General features: G+C 65.3%; 19 protein-coding genes. 10 read left to right on the top strand and 9 right to left on the bottom strand.

Features of this window, described 5'->3' with window-relative positions; genetic code table 11:
* The first annotated feature begins 123 nt into the window (after positions 1 to 123).
* The 3 genes from VSR72_RS02465 (at position 124) to VSR72_RS02455 (ending at position 3,765) form a co-directional block, all read left to right on the top strand.
* Positions 124 to 1,314 (top strand): M20 aminoacylase family protein, encoded by a 1,191-nt coding sequence (locus VSR72_RS02465; RefSeq protein WP_342950811.1) that lies wholly within the window; start codon positions 124 to 126, stop codon positions 1,312 to 1,314.
* Positions 1,311 to 2,615, top strand: a complete 1,305-nt coding sequence (locus tag VSR72_RS02460) for an MFS transporter (RefSeq protein WP_342950810.1) — start codon at positions 1,311 to 1,313, stop codon at positions 2,613 to 2,615. The genes VSR72_RS02465 and VSR72_RS02460 overlap by 4 nt, the downstream gene beginning before the upstream one ends.
* A 178-nt stretch (positions 2,616 to 2,793) precedes the next feature.
* A complete protein-coding gene (locus tag VSR72_RS02455) occupies positions 2,794 to 3,765 on the top strand; it encodes a helix-turn-helix domain-containing GNAT family N-acetyltransferase (RefSeq protein ID WP_342950809.1) in 972 nt (323 codons plus the stop codon).
* Positions 3,766 to 3,771: 6 nt separating this feature from the next.
* Here the strand turns inward: VSR72_RS02455 and VSR72_RS02450 are convergent, their stop codons facing one another.
* Both VSR72_RS02450 and VSR72_RS02445 read right to left on the bottom strand, forming a co-directional pair.
* Positions 3,772 to 5,103, bottom strand: a complete 1,332-nt coding sequence (locus VSR72_RS02450; RefSeq protein ID WP_342950808.1) for an MFS transporter — start codon at positions 5,101 to 5,103, stop codon at positions 3,772 to 3,774.
* Positions 5,104 to 5,149: 46 nt separating this feature from the next.
* Positions 5,150 to 6,034, bottom strand: coding sequence for an oxaloacetate decarboxylase (locus VSR72_RS02445; protein WP_342950807.1), 885 nt, complete (start codon positions 6,032 to 6,034; stop codon positions 5,150 to 5,152).
* 194 nt (positions 6,035 to 6,228) lie between these two features.
* On the opposite strand from VSR72_RS02445, the gene prpR reads away from it, so the two are divergent.
* From prpR to VSR72_RS02430, 3 genes are all read left to right on the top strand, one after another.
* The gene (gene prpR, locus VSR72_RS02440; protein WP_342950806.1) at positions 6,229 to 8,187 is read left to right on the top strand and encodes a propionate catabolism operon regulatory protein PrpR; all 1,959 of its coding nucleotides are present in this window, start codon (positions 6,229 to 6,231) and stop codon (positions 8,185 to 8,187) included.
* Positions 8,188 to 8,297: 110 nt separating this feature from the next.
* Positions 8,298 to 8,912 carry a LysE family transporter gene (locus VSR72_RS02435; protein ID WP_342951002.1) on the top strand — a complete coding sequence of 205 codons (615 nt, stop codon included), beginning with the start codon at positions 8,298 to 8,300 and terminating at the stop codon, positions 8,910 to 8,912.
* 16 nt (positions 8,913 to 8,928) lie between these two features.
* Entirely contained in the window at positions 8,929 to 9,777 is an 849-nt protein-coding gene (locus VSR72_RS02430) for an alpha/beta hydrolase (RefSeq protein ID WP_342950805.1), read from the top strand.
* A 16-nt stretch (positions 9,778 to 9,793) separates the two neighbouring features.
* Here VSR72_RS02430 and VSR72_RS02425 read toward each other — a convergent pair whose 3' ends face one another.
* The 4 genes from VSR72_RS02425 to gcvA form a co-directional block, all read right to left on the bottom strand.
* Entirely contained in the window at positions 9,794 to 10,735 is a 942-nt protein-coding gene (locus VSR72_RS02425; protein WP_342950804.1) for an arginine deiminase-related protein, read from the bottom strand.
* 8 nt (positions 10,736 to 10,743) lie between these two features.
* The gene (locus VSR72_RS02420) at positions 10,744 to 11,805 is read right to left on the bottom strand and encodes an ornithine cyclodeaminase (RefSeq protein ID WP_342950803.1); all 1,062 of its coding nucleotides are present in this window, start codon (positions 11,803 to 11,805) and stop codon (positions 10,744 to 10,746) included.
* 168 nt (positions 11,806 to 11,973) lie between these two features.
* Positions 11,974 to 12,405, bottom strand: coding sequence for an Lrp/AsnC family transcriptional regulator (locus tag VSR72_RS02415; RefSeq protein ID WP_342950802.1), 432 nt, complete (start codon positions 12,403 to 12,405; stop codon positions 11,974 to 11,976).
* A 144-nt stretch (positions 12,406 to 12,549) separates the two neighbouring features.
* Positions 12,550 to 13,476 carry a transcriptional regulator GcvA gene (gcvA, locus tag VSR72_RS02410; protein ID WP_342950801.1) on the bottom strand — a complete coding sequence of 309 codons (927 nt, stop codon included), beginning with the start codon at positions 13,474 to 13,476 and terminating at the stop codon, positions 12,550 to 12,552.
* 146 nt (positions 13,477 to 13,622) lie between these two features.
* Here gcvA and VSR72_RS02405 point away from each other — a divergent pair, with 146 nt between their 5' ends.
* From VSR72_RS02405 to VSR72_RS02390, 4 genes are read left to right on the top strand one after another with little or no spacing between them, the layout of a single operon-like run.
* Positions 13,623 to 14,414, top strand: coding sequence for an SDR family NAD(P)-dependent oxidoreductase (locus VSR72_RS02405; protein ID WP_342950800.1), 792 nt, complete (start codon positions 13,623 to 13,625; stop codon positions 14,412 to 14,414).
* Between the two features lie 41 nt (positions 14,415 to 14,455).
* Positions 14,456 to 14,737, top strand: a complete 282-nt coding sequence (locus VSR72_RS02400; RefSeq protein ID WP_342950799.1) for a hypothetical protein — start codon at positions 14,456 to 14,458, stop codon at positions 14,735 to 14,737.
* Positions 14,738 to 14,785: 48 nt separating this feature from the next.
* A complete protein-coding gene (locus VSR72_RS02395; protein ID WP_342950798.1) occupies positions 14,786 to 15,127 on the top strand; it encodes a carboxymuconolactone decarboxylase family protein in 342 nt (113 codons plus the stop codon).
* A 56-nt stretch (positions 15,128 to 15,183) separates the two neighbouring features.
* On the top strand, positions 15,184 to 16,230 hold the full coding sequence (locus VSR72_RS02390; protein ID WP_342950797.1) for an alcohol dehydrogenase: 1,047 nt from the start codon (positions 15,184 to 15,186) through the stop codon (positions 16,228 to 16,230).
* Here VSR72_RS02390 and VSR72_RS02385 read toward each other — a convergent pair.
* The 3 genes from VSR72_RS02385 to VSR72_RS02375 form a co-directional block, all read right to left on the bottom strand.
* Complete coding sequence (locus VSR72_RS02385; protein WP_342950796.1) at positions 16,227 to 16,496, bottom strand: hypothetical protein; 270 nt, start codon at positions 16,494 to 16,496, stop codon at positions 16,227 to 16,229. The genes VSR72_RS02390 and VSR72_RS02385 overlap by 4 nt on opposite strands.
* Positions 16,497 to 16,542: 46 nt before the next feature.
* On the bottom strand, positions 16,543 to 16,752 hold the full coding sequence (locus tag VSR72_RS02380; RefSeq protein WP_342950795.1) for a hypothetical protein: 210 nt from the start codon (positions 16,750 to 16,752) through the stop codon (positions 16,543 to 16,545).
* Positions 16,753 to 16,886: 134 nt separating this feature from the next.
* A complete protein-coding gene (locus tag VSR72_RS02375) occupies positions 16,887 to 17,177 on the bottom strand; it encodes a hypothetical protein (RefSeq protein ID WP_342950794.1) in 291 nt (96 codons plus the stop codon).
* Between the last annotated feature and the right edge of the window lie 89 nt (positions 17,178 to 17,266).

Raw genomic sequence — 17,266 nt, 5'->3', positions numbered from 1 at the left:
CAATCGACCGTTGACTTCAAGTCAACATTTTCGGCGCTTTTCCGTCATGGGTCGAGTTTTTCGTCGGTGCAATACTCGGCCTTTGGCTTTTGCCCAAACCTATTCCAATAAACGGAGTCCCCCGTGAGCGAGCACCCCTATTGCGAAGTCGCCGACCTGGCCGAAGCCCGATCGGAACTCGACGAAATCCGTCATCACCTCCACAAGCACCCCGAGCTGTCGTACGAGGAAGCCGACACGTCGCGCTTCGTCGCGGACAAGCTCGCGGCCTGGGGCTACGAAGTCACGCGCCACGTGGGCGGGCACGGCGTGGTGGCGTCGCTCAAGGCGGGCACGAGCGCGCGCACGGTAGGCGTGCGCGCCGACATGGACGCCCTGCCGATCCAGGAGTTGACCGGCCTCGACTACGCGAGCGTTCACGAGGGCAAGATGCACGCGTGCGGCCACGACGGCCACACCACGGTCCTGCTCGGCGCGGCGCGCCAGCTCGCCAAAACGCGCAATTTCGACGGCACCGTCCACCTGATCTTCCAGCCCGCAGAGGAAGCCGGCTCGGACAGCGGCGCCGAGCGCATGATCGCCGACGGCCTGTTCGAGCGCTTCCCCTGCGAAGCCATCTTCGGGCTGCACAACCACCCGGGCGTACCTACCGGCACCTTCGGCTTTCGCGCCGGCCCGCTCATGGCCGCGTGCGACACCGTCAAGCTGCGCGTTCACGGCAAGGGCGGCCATGCGGCGCGCCCGCATCTGGCCGTCGACCCGGTGCTCGTGGGCAGCAGCATCGTGATGGCCCTGCAGTCGGTGGTGTCGCGCAACGTCGATCCCAACGAAGCCGCGGTCGTGACTGTTGGCGCGTTCCGCTCGGGCCACGCGCCGAACGTGATTCCTGAAGACGCCGTGCTCGAAATGAGCGTGCGCTCGTTCTCGCCAGAAGTGCGCGCGACGCTCGAAGCGCGCATCCGCGCGCTCGTTCAAGCGCAGGCGCAAAGCTACGGCGCGACGGTGGACATCGAATTCATCCGCGGCTATCCGGTGCTCATCAACAGCGAAGCCGAAACCGAATTCGCGCGCCAGGTCGCCGAGGAACTGGTCGGGCCGGAGCACGTCATCGCGCCGTTCCCGCCGATCGCGGGCAGCGAAGACTTCGCGTACTACCTGCAGCAGCGCCCCGGTTGTTTCGTACGCCTTGGCAATGGCGAAGGCCGGCCGATGCTGCACAACGCGCGCTACGACTTCAACGACGAGAACCTGACCATTGGCGCCGCGTTCTGGACGCGTCTTGTCGAGCGCTTCCTCAGCAAGGGCCGTGCATGAACGCCGCCATCGAACCGCTTCAGAAAGCGGACGAAGAAGGCGCGCTCTCGCCCGGCTACCAGCGCAAGATCGTTCTCGCGGCGGTAATCGGCAACCTGCTCGAGTTCTTCGACTTCACCGTCTATAGCTATTTCGCGCTCACGATCGGCCATCAGTTCTTTCCGGCCGACAGCCAGGTCACGTCGCTGCTGCTCGCGTTCGCGGTGTTCGCCGTGGGCTTCGTGATGCGCCCGCTCGGTGGCATCGTGCTCGGCCGCTACGCGGACCGCGCGGGCCGCAAGCCGGCGCTCACGCTCACCATCCTGCTGATGGCGGTGGGTTCGGCGTCCATCGGTCTTGCGCCCACTTACGCGCAGATCGGCTTGGCCGCGCCCCTGCTGATCGTCGTCGCCCGTCTCGTGCAGGGCTTCGCGCAAGGCGGCGAGTTCGGCGCGGCAACGGCCACGCTGCTCGAAATGGGCGGTCAGGCCAGCCGCGGTTTTCGCGCGAGCTGGCAACTGGCAAGCCAGGGCGCGGCGGCGCTGCTCGGCTCGGGATTCGCGGCGAGCCTCGGCTTTCTGCTTTCAGCGGAGACGATGCATAGCTGGGGCTGGCGCATTCCGTTCCTGCTCGGCACGCTCATCGCGCCGGTCGGCATCTATCTGCGCCGGCATATTCGCGAGGAGCCGCCCGCGCAGCGCGTCGTCGCCGACCGCAACGACCCGAAGCGCAGCCTGTACGTGCGCAACTGGTTCCTCACGATCTTCGCGATCATGGGCATGTCGGTTTCGACGTACGTGATGATGTATTACATGCCGACCTACTGCATCCAGTACCTGGGACTGCCACCTAAAATGTCGATCCTGGCGGGCGTGGCCTCAAGCACGATCTCGCTCGTGATGTGCCCGATCTACGGCGCGTGGTCGGACCGCATGGGGCGCCGCAAGCCGCTCACGGTGATCGGCCGCGTCGCGCTGATCGTCCTGCTCTACCCGGCGTTCTGGCTCATGACGCACTTTCCCTCGCTGCCGGTCGTGCTCGCCGCGCTCATCGTGCTCATGCTTTGCTACACGATGGGCTCCGCCCCCGCTTACGCGCTAATGCCGGAAAACTTTCCGAAACATCTGCGCGCAGGTTACATGTCGAGCGCGTACGCGATTGCGGTTTCGGTGTTCGGCGGCACGGCTCAGCTTGTGGCCGGCTGGCTCATTCATGCGACGGGCAGCAAGATGGCCCCCGCGTGGTACATGATCGGCTGCGTGCTGATTTCGCTCATCGCCGTTTCGATGTTCGAGGAAACCGGCAACAAGGCGATCGACTGAAAGGCCGCCTGAAACGCGTGCAGTGCCAAAAAAGGGCGGGCGAACGCAAATTGCGTCGCCCGCCCTTCTCGCTTCATCGTAACCCCGGATCTTGCGTTCTCCGTAGGTCCCGCCTATATTTCTCTCCAATGGTTGCGACTCGCAACCATTGGCATATAGGACCATAACGGAGACCACCATGGATTTTGTCGACGTGCCCACCCAGCCCCGCGAGACGACCATCCTGGAGCTGCGCGAGTTTTCGCGGCGGCTCGTGCGCGAGCTGGGCTTCATGCGCACGACGCTCGCGGACAGCGATCTCGCCCCCTCCGCCGTGCACGCGATCATCGAAATCGGCGCGCAGCCCGGCATCAACGCCCGTGCGCTGGGCGACATCCTGCGGCTCGACAAGTCGAATACGAGCCGCCAGGTCGCACGGCTCGAAGCGGCCGGTCTCGTCAAACGCAAGACCGCCGACGACGACGCACGCTCCTCGGAACTGAGCCTGAGCGCGGCAGGCCAGAAACTGCGCGCGAAGATCGACCGCTTCGCAACCGACCAGGTTTCCAACGCGCTGCGGCGGCTGGTTCCCGCCGACCAGCAGGCGCTCGTGCGCGCGCTCGCGCTCTACGCCGACGCGCTCGCGCACGACAACCCCAACGAGGCCGGCGCAACCGCGCCGACGGCGGGCGTGCAGATCGTGGAAGGCTACCGGCCCGGCTGCATCGGCGATATTGCGAGCCTGCATGGGCGTTACTACGCGGCGAACTGGGGCTTCGGCGCGTACTTCGAGAAGAAGGTGGCGACGGGACTAGCCGAGTTCGCGGGCGCGTTGCCGGCCGAGGGCAAGGCGCTCTGGCTCGCGGTGGAGCGCGATCGCATACTGGCTTCGCTCGCCATCGATGGAAACGCGAGCGGCGTTGCGCATTTGCGTTGGTTCATCGTGGACGACTCGCTGCGCGGCACCGGAATCGGCAAGCAGTTGATGGCAGGCGCAATGCAGTTCGTCGATGCGCGCTACACCGAGACTTACCTGTGGACGTTCAAGGGCCTCGACGCCGCGCGGCATCTGTACGAGTCGTTCGGCTTTCAGTTGGCCGAGGAGTTCGAAGGGGACCAGTGGGGCACGAAGGTCACGGAGCAGCGCTTCGTGAGGCGCCGCGCCCACTAACCGGCGTTATACGGACTCTGCCGGGCGCCCGCGCGTTTCAGGCATGCGCAAATACACGATCAGCGAGATCGCCGCGCAGGCCGTGACGTACCAGTAGAAGTACTGCTCGTGCCCGCTCGCCTTGAAGCGCAGCGCGACGAACTCCGTCGTGCCGCCGAGAATCGCCGTGGTGAGCGCGTACGGCAATCCCACCGCGAGCGCGCGAATGCGCGTGGGGAACAGTTCCGTTTTCGCGAGCATGTGAACCGAGGTGAAGCCGCTCAGCATCACGAGCCCGGCGAACGAGAGCAGGAACGCCACCAGCGGATCACGCGTATGGCTGAGCGCCGTGAAAAGCGGCACGGAGAATAGCGTGGTCGAAAGGCCGAAACAGATCAGCACCGGGCGGCGGCCAAACACATCGGAGGCAAGACCGAAGAGCGGCTGGAGCGGCATATACAGCAGCAGCGCGCCCGTGGAAACGAGCGTCGACATCTCCTTCGAAAGGCCCACCGTGTTCACGAGATACTTCTGCATGTACACGGTGAACGTATAGAAGCCCACCGTGCCGCCCACCGTAATACCGATGGCAAGCAAGATCTGCCGCCAGTGCGAGAGCAATTGCTTCAGCACCGGCGGACCGGCTGCACGCCTGCCGCGCTCGAAAGCTTCGGTTTCCGTCACGTTGCGCCGCATGTAGAGCGCAAACAGCGCGAGCGCGCCGCCCAGCAGAAACGGCACGCGCCAGCCCCAGCGCTCGATCTGCTCGGCCGTCATCAGCAGGTTCTGCATGACGAGCATGAGTGCGAGCGCAACGAGTTGCCCCGCCACCACGCTCACCTGCAAAAAGCCGAGATAAAAGCCGCGACGGTTGGCGGGCGCGATCTCGCTGAGGTAAGTCGCGCTGGTGCCGTATTCGCCGCCCATGCTCAGACCCTGCAGCAGGCGCGCGGCGATCAGCACGACAGGCGCGAGCACGCCGATGCTCGCGTAGCCGGGCGTGAGCGCGATCATCAGCGAGCCGATGCACATGGCCGTGACCGACCACGTGAGCGCGGACTTGCGCCCGTGGCGGTCGGCGTAGAAGCCCACGAGCCAGCTGCCGAGCGGCCTCGCAACGTAGCCCACGGCGGCGATAGCAGCCGTGTTCATGAGCTGCACGGTAGGCTTGTCGCTCGGGAAAAACGACTTCGCGAAGTAGATCGAAAAAATGCTGTACGCCAGAAAGTCGTACCACTCGATCAGATTGCCGGCCAGGCCCCCGACGATCGAACGGATGCGTGGCCGCGCTATTGGCGCAGCATCTGCTTCTACTGCCTGATTATTTATTCGGACTCCGAAGTCTGTTTCATTCGACATGCGTGCGTCTCCTCCTCTTGATTTTCAAATTGTCGGGATGTGGCGTTCAGTCCTTCGGCGCGTACTCTTTATCGAGCCGGTCGAAGAGCGGCTTGTTCACGAGGCGCTGACGCTCGGCGAACGGCGCGACGATATTCGCGTCTTCGTCGAGGCGGCCGTTTGCGCGCAATTGCCCAAGCGCACGCTGCATGCCGACCAACGCACCTTGCAGCGCCGCGTTCGCGTACAGCACCAGCGCGTAGCCCAGACCCGCCAGCGCTTCGCGCGACTGCACCGGCGTCTTGCCGCCAATCACGATGTTGATGAGTTGCGGCGCGTCGATGAGCTTCGGCAGGCGCTCGATGTCTTCGAGCTTTTCCGTGGCTTCGATAAAGAGAATGTCCGCGCCAGCCTCGATGAACGCATGGCCGCGCGCAATCGCGTCTTCGATGCCGTGCACGGCGGCCGCGTCGGTGCGCGCCATGATGAGCAGGTTGCCGTCTTCGCGCGCGTCCACGGCCGCGCGGATCTTGCCGACCATCTCGCTCGCGCCGATCACTTCCTTGTTGGCGAAGTGGCCGCACTTCTTTGGCATCACCTGGTCTTCGAACTGGATCGCGTCGGCGCCGCTGCGCTCGAGCGTGCGCACGGTCTGGCGCACATTGAGCGCGTTGCCGAAGCCCGTGTCGGCGTCGACGATGAGCGGCAGGTTGACGGCGTCGCGCACGCGCGCCGTGTGCTCGGCGATGTCGGAGAGGCCGACGAAACCGAGATCGGGCAGGCCGAACGACATGTTGGTGACGCCCGCACCCGTGAGGTAGAGCGCTTCGAAGCCGGCGTCCTCGATCACGCGGGCGCTCATGGCGTTGAAGGCGCCCGGCACGAGCAGGCCGCGGCGTTCGTTGACCTTGGCGCGGAAAGCGGCGCGGCGCGCGGCAGTGGAAGTGGTCATCGCGATGACTCCGTGAAGTGGGTTTTGAGATGGCTCAGACAATTGCAGGATGTATGCCAACCGGCAGATGCCGGGGCCAGGCCATATAAAACAACACCTTAGCCGGTCCCTGCGCACGGCAGCGTTTCATGCCACAATCGGTGGAACGTTTCATGAAACGTTCCAGAACACCCCTTCGTACCGAGGATTTTGCCGTGCCTCAACCCAGCCTGCCCCAGCCCGCCGGCCGCCCGAGCATCGCGCTCGTGAGCATCAGCCGGCTGCGCAATCTCTGCGAAACCGTTGCGCCGCGTTACGCCAATGAGGCGCGCTTCTTCAACGTGCGCGAAGGCTATGGCGACGCCGTTACGGCGCTGCAGCCCTATATCGAAGCGGGCACTGTCGACGTGGTGCTCGCCGCCGGGTCCAACGGCGCGTATCTGCGCGACAACCTGAGCGTGCCCGTGGTCATGGTGAAAGTGAACGGTTTCGACGTGCTGGCCGGCATCACGCACGCGAACGCCACCTGGCCCGGCGCGCCGATCGGGCTGATCCTGCACGAGAGCGTTTCGCACGAGCTCGCCGACCTGGGCGCGTGGCTCAAGCTGCGCCTCACGCAGCGCGCCTACCGCACTGTGGATGAAGTACGCGACGCCGTCACGGCGCTCGCCGCCGAGGGATGCCGCGTCATCATCGGCCCCGGCATGGCCTGCGATCTCGCCCAGGAGGCGGGGCTCGAAAGCGTCTTCCTCTATTCGCTGGGCGCGGTACATGAAGCGTTCGAGCGCTCCGTGGAGCTGGCGCGCGTGAGCCGCCAGAAAGAGTCCAAGCGCGTGCGCCTGAACACGATCGTCGCGCACCTGCGCGACGGCGTGGCCGCTTTCGACGCAGCCGGTCAGCTCGAAGCGGTCAATCCCGCCATGCTCGACTTGCTCGGCCTCGACCGCGCGCGCGACGTGAGTGCGCAGCTTGTCCGCTCGCTGGGCCCGCTGCTGCGTGAAGTAGCCAACGAGGTGGCCGGCGGCGAGGCGGCAGTCGACGAGCGCATCGAGCAGATCGGCGGGCGCTCGCTCATCGTGAGTTGCGTGCCGATCGTCGAGCAAGGCGCGCGCTCGGGCGCGGTCGTCACGGCGCAGGATGCGCTCGTCGCGCAGCGCATCGACCGGTCGCTGCGCACGACCCAGCGGCCCCGGCATCTCGTGGCGCGCTACGAACTGGACGACCTGGTAGGCGTGGCGCCCTCCATGGCGCGCGTGCGGCGCCTCGCGGCCATGAGCGCCGCGCACGACGCCACCGTGCTCCTTACGGGCGAAAGCGGCACGGGCAAGGAACTCGTCGCGCAAGGCATCCACAACGCGAGCCGGCGGCACGGCAATCCATTCGTCGCCTTCAATTGCGCGGCGCTGCCCGAGGGGCTGATCGAAAGCGAGCTGTTCGGCCACGAGGAAGGCGCGTTCACGGGCGCGCGGCGCGGCGGCAAGCCCGGCCTCGTGGAAACCGCGCATACGGGCACGATCTTTCTCGACGAAATCGGCGAGATGCCGCCCGCGTTGCAAAGCCGCTTGCTGCGCGTGCTCCAGGAGCGCGAGGTGATGAAGCTGGGCGCTAGCCGCGCCACGCCCGTGGACGTGCGCGTGATCGCCGCCACGCACCGCGACCTGCGCGCACTGGTGCAGGAAGGCGCGTTCCGGGCCGACCTGTATTTCCGGCTCAATCTGCTGCATATTCCGTTGCCGCCCTTGCGCGAGCGCCGCGAGGACATGGCCGCGCTCGCGCGCCATCTGCTCGAACGCATGGCCGATCGTTACGGGCTGCGCGCCGTCGCGATCGAGCGCGTGCATACGCTGTTCGCGCCGTATTTCACGCGCTATGCGTGGCCGGGCAATGTTCGCGAACTGGAAAATCTGCTGGCGCGCGCGGCCATTTTCCTCGCAGATGAAACTGGCGGCATGCCCGGAGATAGTTCGTTATACGATGTATTCCCGGAATTCGCGCAGAGCGACGAAGCCACCGATGCGCCACAGCGCAACGGAGCGCGCCGCGACGACGCCACACCGGTCACCCGGGAGGATGTCGAGCGCGCACTCGCCGCGCACGGCGGCAATCGGGCGGCCGCCAGCCGTGCGCTCGGCATCGGGCGCACGACACTTTGGCGTTTGATGAAGGGGACTTGAGCCACGGCGATCGTCACGGTCCGGCGGGTCGCGCCGCCGCGCTCGGGTAATATGACACGCTGAACATCGCGTCTTTCTACAACGCCTCCACCCTGCCGCGGAACCTGTCAATCGTGAACTATTTCAATGTCCTGCTCGCGCTTTCGGGCGTCCTGCTGTTGAGCGTCGCCAGTCCGGGGCCGAACTTCGTCATCGTCACTTCCACGGCGGTGGCCTCGCGCCGCGCGGGCCTCGCGACCGGCCTCGGCCTCGCCGCCGCCTCCGGCACCTGGGCGTGGATCGCCATCGCGGGCTTGAGCCTGATCGTCAGCCATGTCGCGTGGATCGGCACCGGGCTGCGCATTGCGGGCGCGGCCTATTTGATCTGGCTCGGCGCGAAAATGCTGCTCACCGCGCGCCAGCCTTTGCAGGTTGCGGCGCAGGCGGGCGCGTCGGGTTGGGCCGCAGCGAAAAAGGGCTATGTCGTCAGCATGACGAACCCGAAGGCCATTGCGTTTTACGGCAGCATCTTCGCGTTGATGGTGCCCGCCAGCGCGCCGCGGTGGCTCGAAGCGGCCGTCGTCGTGATCGCGATCCTCATCTCGTGCGGGTGGTATTGCACGATGGCTCTGCTCGCCTCGCATCCCGCCGTGCGCCAGTTCCTCGTTCGGCGCAAAGCTGCGCTCGACTCGGTGGTGGGCGTCGTGCTGATCGGGCTCGGCGGGCGCATGCTCGCAGGGCGCTGAGCGTTTCTGCGCGGCCATGAGCGCTCGCATACCTTCGCAATGGCTGCGCGCCGCGCTGCTGGCGTTCGCGCTCGCGTGGCTGAGCGCGGCCTCGTCATTGCTGGCCCATGCGCAAAGCGCGCCCAGAGTCGTCGACATCCCTACCCGGCCCGGCGTCACCCAGCGATTTCTTTTCATTGCGCCCGCAACTCCGAAGGCGGTCGCGATACTCTATGCGGGCGGGCACGGCGGCCTGCAACTGAACCCGAATGGCAGCTTCGGCTGGGGCGCCAACAACTTTCTCGTGCGTTCGCGCATGCTGTTCGTGAACGACGACGTTGCCGTGGCCGTCATCGACGCACCGAGCGACCGGCAATCGCCGCCCTACCTTGACGGCTTTCGCAGCACGCCCGAACACGCCGAGGACGCCCGCGCCGTGATTGCATGGTTGCGCGAGCAACTACACGTGCCGGTCTGGCTCGTCGGCACGAGCCGCGGCACGCAGTCGGTCGCGGCCATCGCCATTGCGCTAGGGAACGACGCAAACCCGAATGCAACCCCCGGCGCGGGCCCGGACGGCATCGTGCTGAGTTCGACCATCCTGCAAGACAAACGTGGCGGCAATCCGGTCACGAGCATGAACCTCTCCGCGCTCAAGATCCCCGTGCTCGTGGTGCATCACAAGGACGACGCCTGCAAGTTCTGTCCGGTTTCCGAAACGGACACGCTCATGCAAAAGCTCACGCAGTCGCCGAGAACGAAGCTGATGCTCGTCTCCGGCGGCGCCTCGCGGGGCGACCCGTGCGAGGCGTTTGCGTATCACGGCTACAACGGCATCGAGAGCGACGTCGTACACGGCATCACGGCTTGGATGCTGGCGCCTTGAGCGCTTTCACGCACGTCTAGTGACGCCTCGCGAGATGAATGCCGGCCAGCATGCAGCGCACCGAACCGCCAGCCATCTCGATCGTCGGCACATTTAGCGGCAAGAGCTGCGCGGATCGTTCGATCAAGCGCCGTTGCTCTGGGCTCAGGCAGTCGTACGCGCGCTGCGACAGCGCGAGCACGCGCGCGCCGTTTGCCGTGAGTTCGATGGCGTTGCCCGCAAAATTGCCGATCTGTTCGCGCTCGAGTCCGATGACAGTGCGCCCGCTTTGCTCGAGGCGCCGACGAATCTCGGCGCGGCGCGTGGCGTCGGGAATCACATCGAGGCCAATCAGCGCGAAGTCGGTCGCGACGCTCATCATGACGTTGGTGTGATAGATGGGCTTACCGTCCGCGCCGGCCGTATCGAAGCACATCGGCTCGTACTGAAAGCGCTCGCAAAAGCGTTCGAGCGCCGCTGGATCGGCACGGCGCGAACGCGCCGTATAAGCCACGCGGGTCACATGGTCGAGCACCATGGCGCCCGTGCCTTCGAGAAATACTTCGTCCTGCTCAAGAACCGAGAAGTCGATCACCTCCGCGACGCGATATTGCGTCTTGAGCAGATCGATCACATCGGGCCTGCGCTCGCGGCGGCGGTTGCCGCTATACATCGGATAAAGCGCGACATGCCCGCCCGCATGGGTGGAAAACCAGTTGTTCGGGAATACCGAATCGGGCGTGCCATGCTCGCCGAAGTCGTCGAAGAGATGCACGCGCACGCCCGCGTGTTCGAGCGCCTCGGCCGCCTGGGTCACCTCGTCGCGCGCGGTCTCGGCGATGGCCTGCGCGGCCTCGCTACAGGTAGCGGCCGCCGCGCATTGAAACGCGTTGTCGGCGGCGGTTTCGGGGTTGGGGTGAAAGCGGTGCGGCCGGATCATCACGACGGCAGACGGCGCCTGGATCGAAGGGAGATTCATGGCTTCGCTCAGGCGGCGCATTCTGCTGCGTGTGCCGTTGCGCCCGTTTCGGCGACCTCGCCGATCAACCCGAAGAGGTTCTTGGGATCGTCGGCGGGCGGGACCAGCGAAATCTCGCTGCCCACGTGGTGCTCGGAGGACAGCGCATACAGGTAGCGCAGCGCAGAATAATCCTCCAGCGCGAAGCCAACCGAATCGAATACCGTCACCTGCGCCGCATGCTCGCGGCCCGGCGCTTCGCCTTGCAGCACGCGCCAGAACTCGGTCACGGAAAAGTCGGCGGGCATTTGCTGGATCTCGCCTTCAATGCGGCTCTGCGGCTCGTATTCCACAATGACGCGCGCCATGCGCAATACGTCCGCGTGCAACTCGGTCTTGCCGGGGCAGTCCCCGCCCACCGCGTTCAGATGCATGCCGGGCTCGATCATCTCCGGCGTGACGATGGTCGCGTATGCCTTGTCCGCCGTGACGGTCGTGACGATATCGGCACCGCGCACGGCATCCGCGGTCGAAGCGGCACGCACGAGTTTCAGGCGCGGCCATGCCGCGAGATTGCGCATCAGCTTGTCGGTGGCGAGCGGGTCGATGTCGAACACACGGATCTCGTCGATGCCCAGCAGCGTGTGAAAGGCAATCGCCTGAAACTCGCTCTGCGCGCCATTGCCGATCAGCGCCATCGTGCGCGCATTGGTACGCGCAAGACGCTTCGCGGCCATGACCGAGGTGGCGGCCGTGCGCAGCGCGGTGGTGAGCGTCAGTTCCGCGAGCAGCACGGGATAGCCCGTCTCGACGTCGCCGAGCGCCCCGAACGCCATCACGGTGGGCAGACCGCGCCGCGCATTGATCGGGTGACCGTTCACGTACTTGAACGCGAAGAGCTTCGAGTCCGCCACCGGCATGAGTTCGATCACGCCGTCGCGCGAATGGCACGCAACGCGCGGCGACTTGTCGAAGTCGGCCCAACGGCGGTAGTCGGCCTCGAGCGTATCGACGAGTTCACTCAGGAAGCGGCGCACGCCGATTCGCGCGATTAGATGGCTGGTAGCAGGAACGTCGAGAAAGCGGGTCATGAAATGTCTCCTGTGCGATGCCTGATGGATACGCGGCGTTGCGCCGCTGATAAGGAGATTATTTCGATGAAGCGCGCCAACCAGAAGCGCGCAAAGCTGGCAAATTGCGCGGCAAATGTGTCACTTTGCCATGTCTCGCTGGCAGGTTGCGCCCTGCTGCGCGCCCGCTCAAGCCTTATGCGTGGAAAGCAGGATGCTGGTTTCGGTGTTGTTAATGCCGTCGATCAGGCGGATCGCGCCAAGCACGCGATCGAAATTTTCCAGCGAGTCGGCCTGCAGTTCCGCGATCAGGTCCCACCGCCCGTTCGTGCTGTAGATGGTCGTGACGTTGGGATAGCCGCGCAGCGCCTTGACGACTTCGGCGCCCTGGTTGCCTTCCACCGCAATCGACATCAGCGCGCGAATGCGATGCTTTTCCGCCACGGGCTTCACCCTGATCGTGTAGCCGACGATCACGCCGTTCTCTTCGAGTCGCGCAATGCGGTTCTGCACGGTGGCGCGTGCCACGCGCAGTTGCTTCGCGAGCGTGACGACGGAGGTGCGGGCGTTGTCGCGCAAGAGCGCGATGAGTTGGCGATCGACGTCGTCGAGGCTGATCATGTTGAGTTTCCTGCCTGTATTTCCGAAAGCCGCGACTATGCAGTGAATGGCGGGTTGCCGCCATGCGGGTTGATCAGCATGCGTAGCATGCATGCACATTTTGCCAGGAATATCGGCATTTTCGCCAGCTTCGCGAAGCTCGCATTACGGCCGCTCGCGCAATTCGCTTGCGGCCTCCTGGACGAGCCAGTCACGAAACGCCTTAAGGCGCGGCAGACTCGCGCATTCCGGCCGATAGACCACGTAATACGCCAGCGCCGACGTGAAGTCGACCTCAGGAAAGAGCCGCACGAGCCGGCCGGCCGCGAGATCGTCGCGCGCCATGACGCTGCGCGCGAGCGCAACGCCATGCCCTTCAATCGCGGCCTGCAGCACCGCGGCCGAGTTGTTGATCTTCATGCCGCGGCTGGCTGATGCGAGCGTCACACCCACGCTCTCGAACCACGCCCGCCACGAAGCGAAGCCCGCATGGCTGTCCACGGAGAGATCGTGAATGAGCGGCGCGCGGGCAAGATCGCGTGGCGCGCGCCATTTGCCGGCCCGGCGCACGGCCGGTGAGCAGACGGGATAGATCTCCTCGTCCATGAGCTTTTCGGCAGCGAGCCCCGGCCACGCGCCCGCTCCATAGCGCACGCCGATATCGACGCCCTGCGCGACGAAGTCGAGCAGTTTGAGGCTCGTGTCCAGACGCACATCGGTGTCGGGCCATGCCGCCTGAAATCGGTCGATGCGCGGCAAGAGCCATTTGGCGGCGAACGCGGGGCTTACCGTGACCGTGAGCACGCCGTTCGCCGATCCTTCCTTCAGGCGCTCCAGCCCCAGGCTCAAGCGATCGAAACCCGCGCGAATGTCGGGCAGCGCGCGCTCGGCCACCTCTGTCGCCACCAACCGCGCCCGTCCGCCGCTGCCGCGGACGAACAAGGGCGTACCGAGCCAGTCTTCGAGACTGCGCACGAGCTGGCCCACGGCGGCAGGTGTCACGCTCAACTCGGCCGCAGCGGCGGAAAAGCTCTGATGCCGCGCGCTCGCTTCGAATGCGCGCATGGCATTGAGGTAGACCGGCGTCTTCATGATCTAAATATTTTCTATCAATGAGAGACAGAATATCTGATTTGTGGCCGCTTGAGGACGCGCACAGAATGACTGCATAGACATAACGCGGCGTACAACCCGTTCCGCCAGCTTCGTCCACCATTTACTGCTTCGAGGAGTCCGTCATGAGCCAAAGTTTTTCTTTCGATTTTACGTCCAGGGTCGCCATCGTCACCGGCGGCGGCTCCGGTATCGGCAAGGAGGTCGCCGCGCGCCTCGTGAAGGGCGGCGCGCGCGTTGTCATTGGCGGGCGCGATGAGGCAAAGCTGCGCGAAGCGGCCGCGCAAATCGACGCTTCGGGTGAGAACGTGCGCTTCCTTGCGGGCGACATCGCGCTGCCTGCCACGGCGGCTGCGCTCGTCGACCTCGCGACCGAGGCATTCGGCGGCGTCGACATTCTCATCAACAACGCCGGCATATTCCGGCCCAAAGCGTTTCTCGACGTGACCGAGGCTGAATACGACGGCTTTCTCGACACGATCCTCAAAGGCAAGTTCTTCATGGCGCAAGCGGCTGCAAAGGCGATGCTCAAGCGCGGCGGCGGCGCGATCGTGCAGACGGGTTCGCTCTGGGCGCTGCAAGCCATCGGCGCCACGCCTTCCGCGGCCTATTCGGCGGCAAATGCGGGCGTGCATGCGCTCACGCGCAATCTCGCCATCGAACTGGCGTCCTCGAACATCCGCATCAATACCGTCGCGCCGGGCGTTGTGGAAACGCCGGTCTATCGCACTTTCATGACGGAAGACGAAGTCAAGCAGACGCTGCCGGGATTCAACGCGTTTCATCCGCTCGGACGCAACGGGCAACCCGCGGATGTCGCCGAAGCGATGCTCTTTCTCGCCTCGCCTCACGCCTCGTGGATTACGGGCACCGTGCTGCCCGTGGACGGCGGCGTGATGGCCGGCCGCCACGCCTGAAGCGCTTTCGACTCATCGAAATTTCGACACAGGAGCAAGACATGGTTTATCTGCAAATCACCCTGAAGATCGCGGCAGGCAACCGCGCGGCCGCAGCAGGCGTCTACCGGCAGTACAAGGCGCCGTTTCTCGAAACGATAGCGGGAGCCAAATCGAAAGAACTGCTCGTGCGTGAAGCGGACGTGCAGGTGCTGCACGGCTTTGACACTATCGAACGTGCGCAGGCTTACCTGGAAAGCACGTTGTTCACGGCAGACGTCGTTGGCGCGCTCGCGCCGCTGCTGGACGATGCGCCCGAAGTGCGCGTGTACGAAGCCGCCTGAAGCAACCGCACAGCCTGACCAACCTCACAAACCGGACAAACGACGAAGATGCAAGACTGGAACCTCTATCGCGACGCAATGCTCGCGCGCGTAGGCGAATACGCACGGATCACTCCCGATGTGATGCGCGGGCTGATGACGATCGACGGCGCGGCGGCCAAAACCGGCAAGCTCGAACCGAAGATGCACGAACTCATTGCGCTCGCGGTTGCCGTCACCACGCGCTGCGACGGCTGTATCGCCGTACACACCAAGAAGGCTGTCGAGCTCGACGCGACGATCGAGGAAATATCCGAAGCATTGGGCGTGGCGATCGCGCTCAACGCAGGCGCGGCGCTCACGTATTCGGCGCGTGTTCTCGACGCACACGCCGCTTTGCCGAAAGTCTGAAAGTCACACTCGTTCGCCGCCGGGCACGCTGCTTCATTCATAAGGAATCCTGCATCATGAAGAAAACGTACCGTGCCATGCAGATCACGCGGCCCGGCATGCTCGAACTGGTGGAGCGGCCCACGCCCGAGCCCGGCCCCGGCGAGGTGCTGCTCGAAGTCGAGGCGTGCGGCGTGTGCGGCGCAGACGCCATGGACATCGAGCAGCCGGACCCAGCACTCGATGCGCCACGCGTGCCGGGCCACGAAGTCGTAGGCCGCATTGCTGCGATCGGCGCGGGTACGCCGCCAATCTGGCGCATGGGGCAGCGCGTGGGCGTGGGCCGTCTCGGCGGCCACTGCAATGCCTGCGATGCGTGCCGGCGCGGCCAGTTTCAGCTATGTCGCAATCAGCCCTTCGTGGGCGCCAGTTGCGACGGCGGCTACGCCGAAATGATGGTGGCGCGCAGCACCGGGCTCGTTTCTATCCCCGAAGCGTTGAGCGCCGAGGCGGCCGCGCCGATACTCTGCGCCGGGATCGCGACGTTCAACGCGCTCAAGAAATGCGGTGCGCAAGCCGGCGATCGCGTCGCCGTGTTCGGCATCGGCGGGCTCGGCCACATGGCGCTGCAGTACGCGCGCCGCATGGGCTTCGAGGTGATAGCCATTGGCCGCGGCGACGACGTTGCCGCCGACACGCTCGCACTCGGCGCGCACGTCTACATCGACGCCACCCGCGACGATGCAGCGGCACGACTGCTGGCGCTGGGGGGCGCACAGGCCATCGTCGCGACCGTCGGCGACGCCGCAAGCGTGAGCGCACTGATGCGCGCGCTCGCGCCTCAGGGCCGCATGGTGGTGCTCGGCGCGGGAAAGGACGCGCTGGCCGTATCGCCGGGACTGCTTGTCGTGGGCGAACAGGGCGTGCTGGGGTCGCTCACGGGCTCGCCCTATGAGAATGAGAAAACGCTGAACTTCAGCGTACTGACCGGCGTGCGCCCGACAATCGAAGTCCTCCCGCTTGTGCGCGCCAACGACGCCTACCAGAAGATGAAATCCGGCAAGGCGCAGTTCCGGATGGTGCTCACGATGGAGAACCCGCCGCTCGACGGCAGCCAACGCTAACCGCCCTTCTTCCTCACCGGCGCGCTGTTGTGCCCGAACGACCCCGGCGGCTCCGCTCTGCCGTGGTGGCCGAGCGGCACCTCTGCCGATTGTTCCGGATGCGGTCCGCCCTCGCGCGGCATGAACTCGGGCCGCGATTCCGGTTGATCGAAGCTGCCCGGCGCACCCCGTGCGGGTTTCTGCTTCGCCAGTTGCTTGCCCGCGCCGGGATCGTCGCCGGATTCGCTGGCCTCGTCCGGCCGCGGGTTTTGTGTCGAAGGACCCATACTCGCTCCCTGGTGTGCGTAAAACATCGTTGCGCGGCCATCCTGCTCACGATTTCGGTCCGCTGGCCGGCGTCGCTTGCGCGCCGGCCGGCGCCGACATCTGACTGCTCGAAGAGGAGTCCAGCGTTTGCGGGTGCTCGCCTTCGTTCACACGTTTGCAGGCCGTGCATCCAAGCGCGAGCGCAACCGCGCCGAGCAGCCACACGCCGGCCCGCCGCCGGCCCTGGCCTGGACGTCGATTCGTAGTGCTTTTCATCTGATCCCTCCCTCGTGCGCGGCAATTGCAATTCCGCCTGCCACGCTTGTAATTTTTCTACCCCGCTCTGCGTCCGTCTGATCTTTTGGTTCTGCGCTGCTGCACGCCGTCTTTGCGCTCAACGTTGCGCCCAGCTATTCCCGATATGCCGCCATCACGATCCACATATCGCGCTCGCCGTTGCTCACTTCGGCGGCTAGCGCGTAGCGATCGTGCGGGCTGCAGGCGTTTTGCAGCGCCTTGCGCGCCTGCTCCGTGTTGTCGTAATCGCGCCGTTCCAGCGGACGCACCTCGTTGCGTCCCTCGAACATCTTCTGGTCCCTGCGGTAGATGAGCGTTTCCGTTTTCCATTCGCGAAAGCATTCCCTGACATGCTGGAAATCGCCCCCGCACACATTCACTTCGTAGCGTGGAGTTGACTTCATGATCGACTGCCTCCCTTGCCGGTTCCGCGCGCGCGAGCCGTTTTCCTCACGTCTCGCGCGTGCACACCCGATAGAACGCATGAGGCGTG

This window comes from Paraburkholderia sp. JHI869, from assembly GCF_038900775.1.
Classification (GTDB): Bacteria; Pseudomonadota; Gammaproteobacteria; order Burkholderiales; family Burkholderiaceae; genus Paraburkholderia.
The sequence above is the reverse complement of the archived record's forward strand: the minus strand, read 5'-3'. Positions and strand labels throughout refer to the sequence as shown.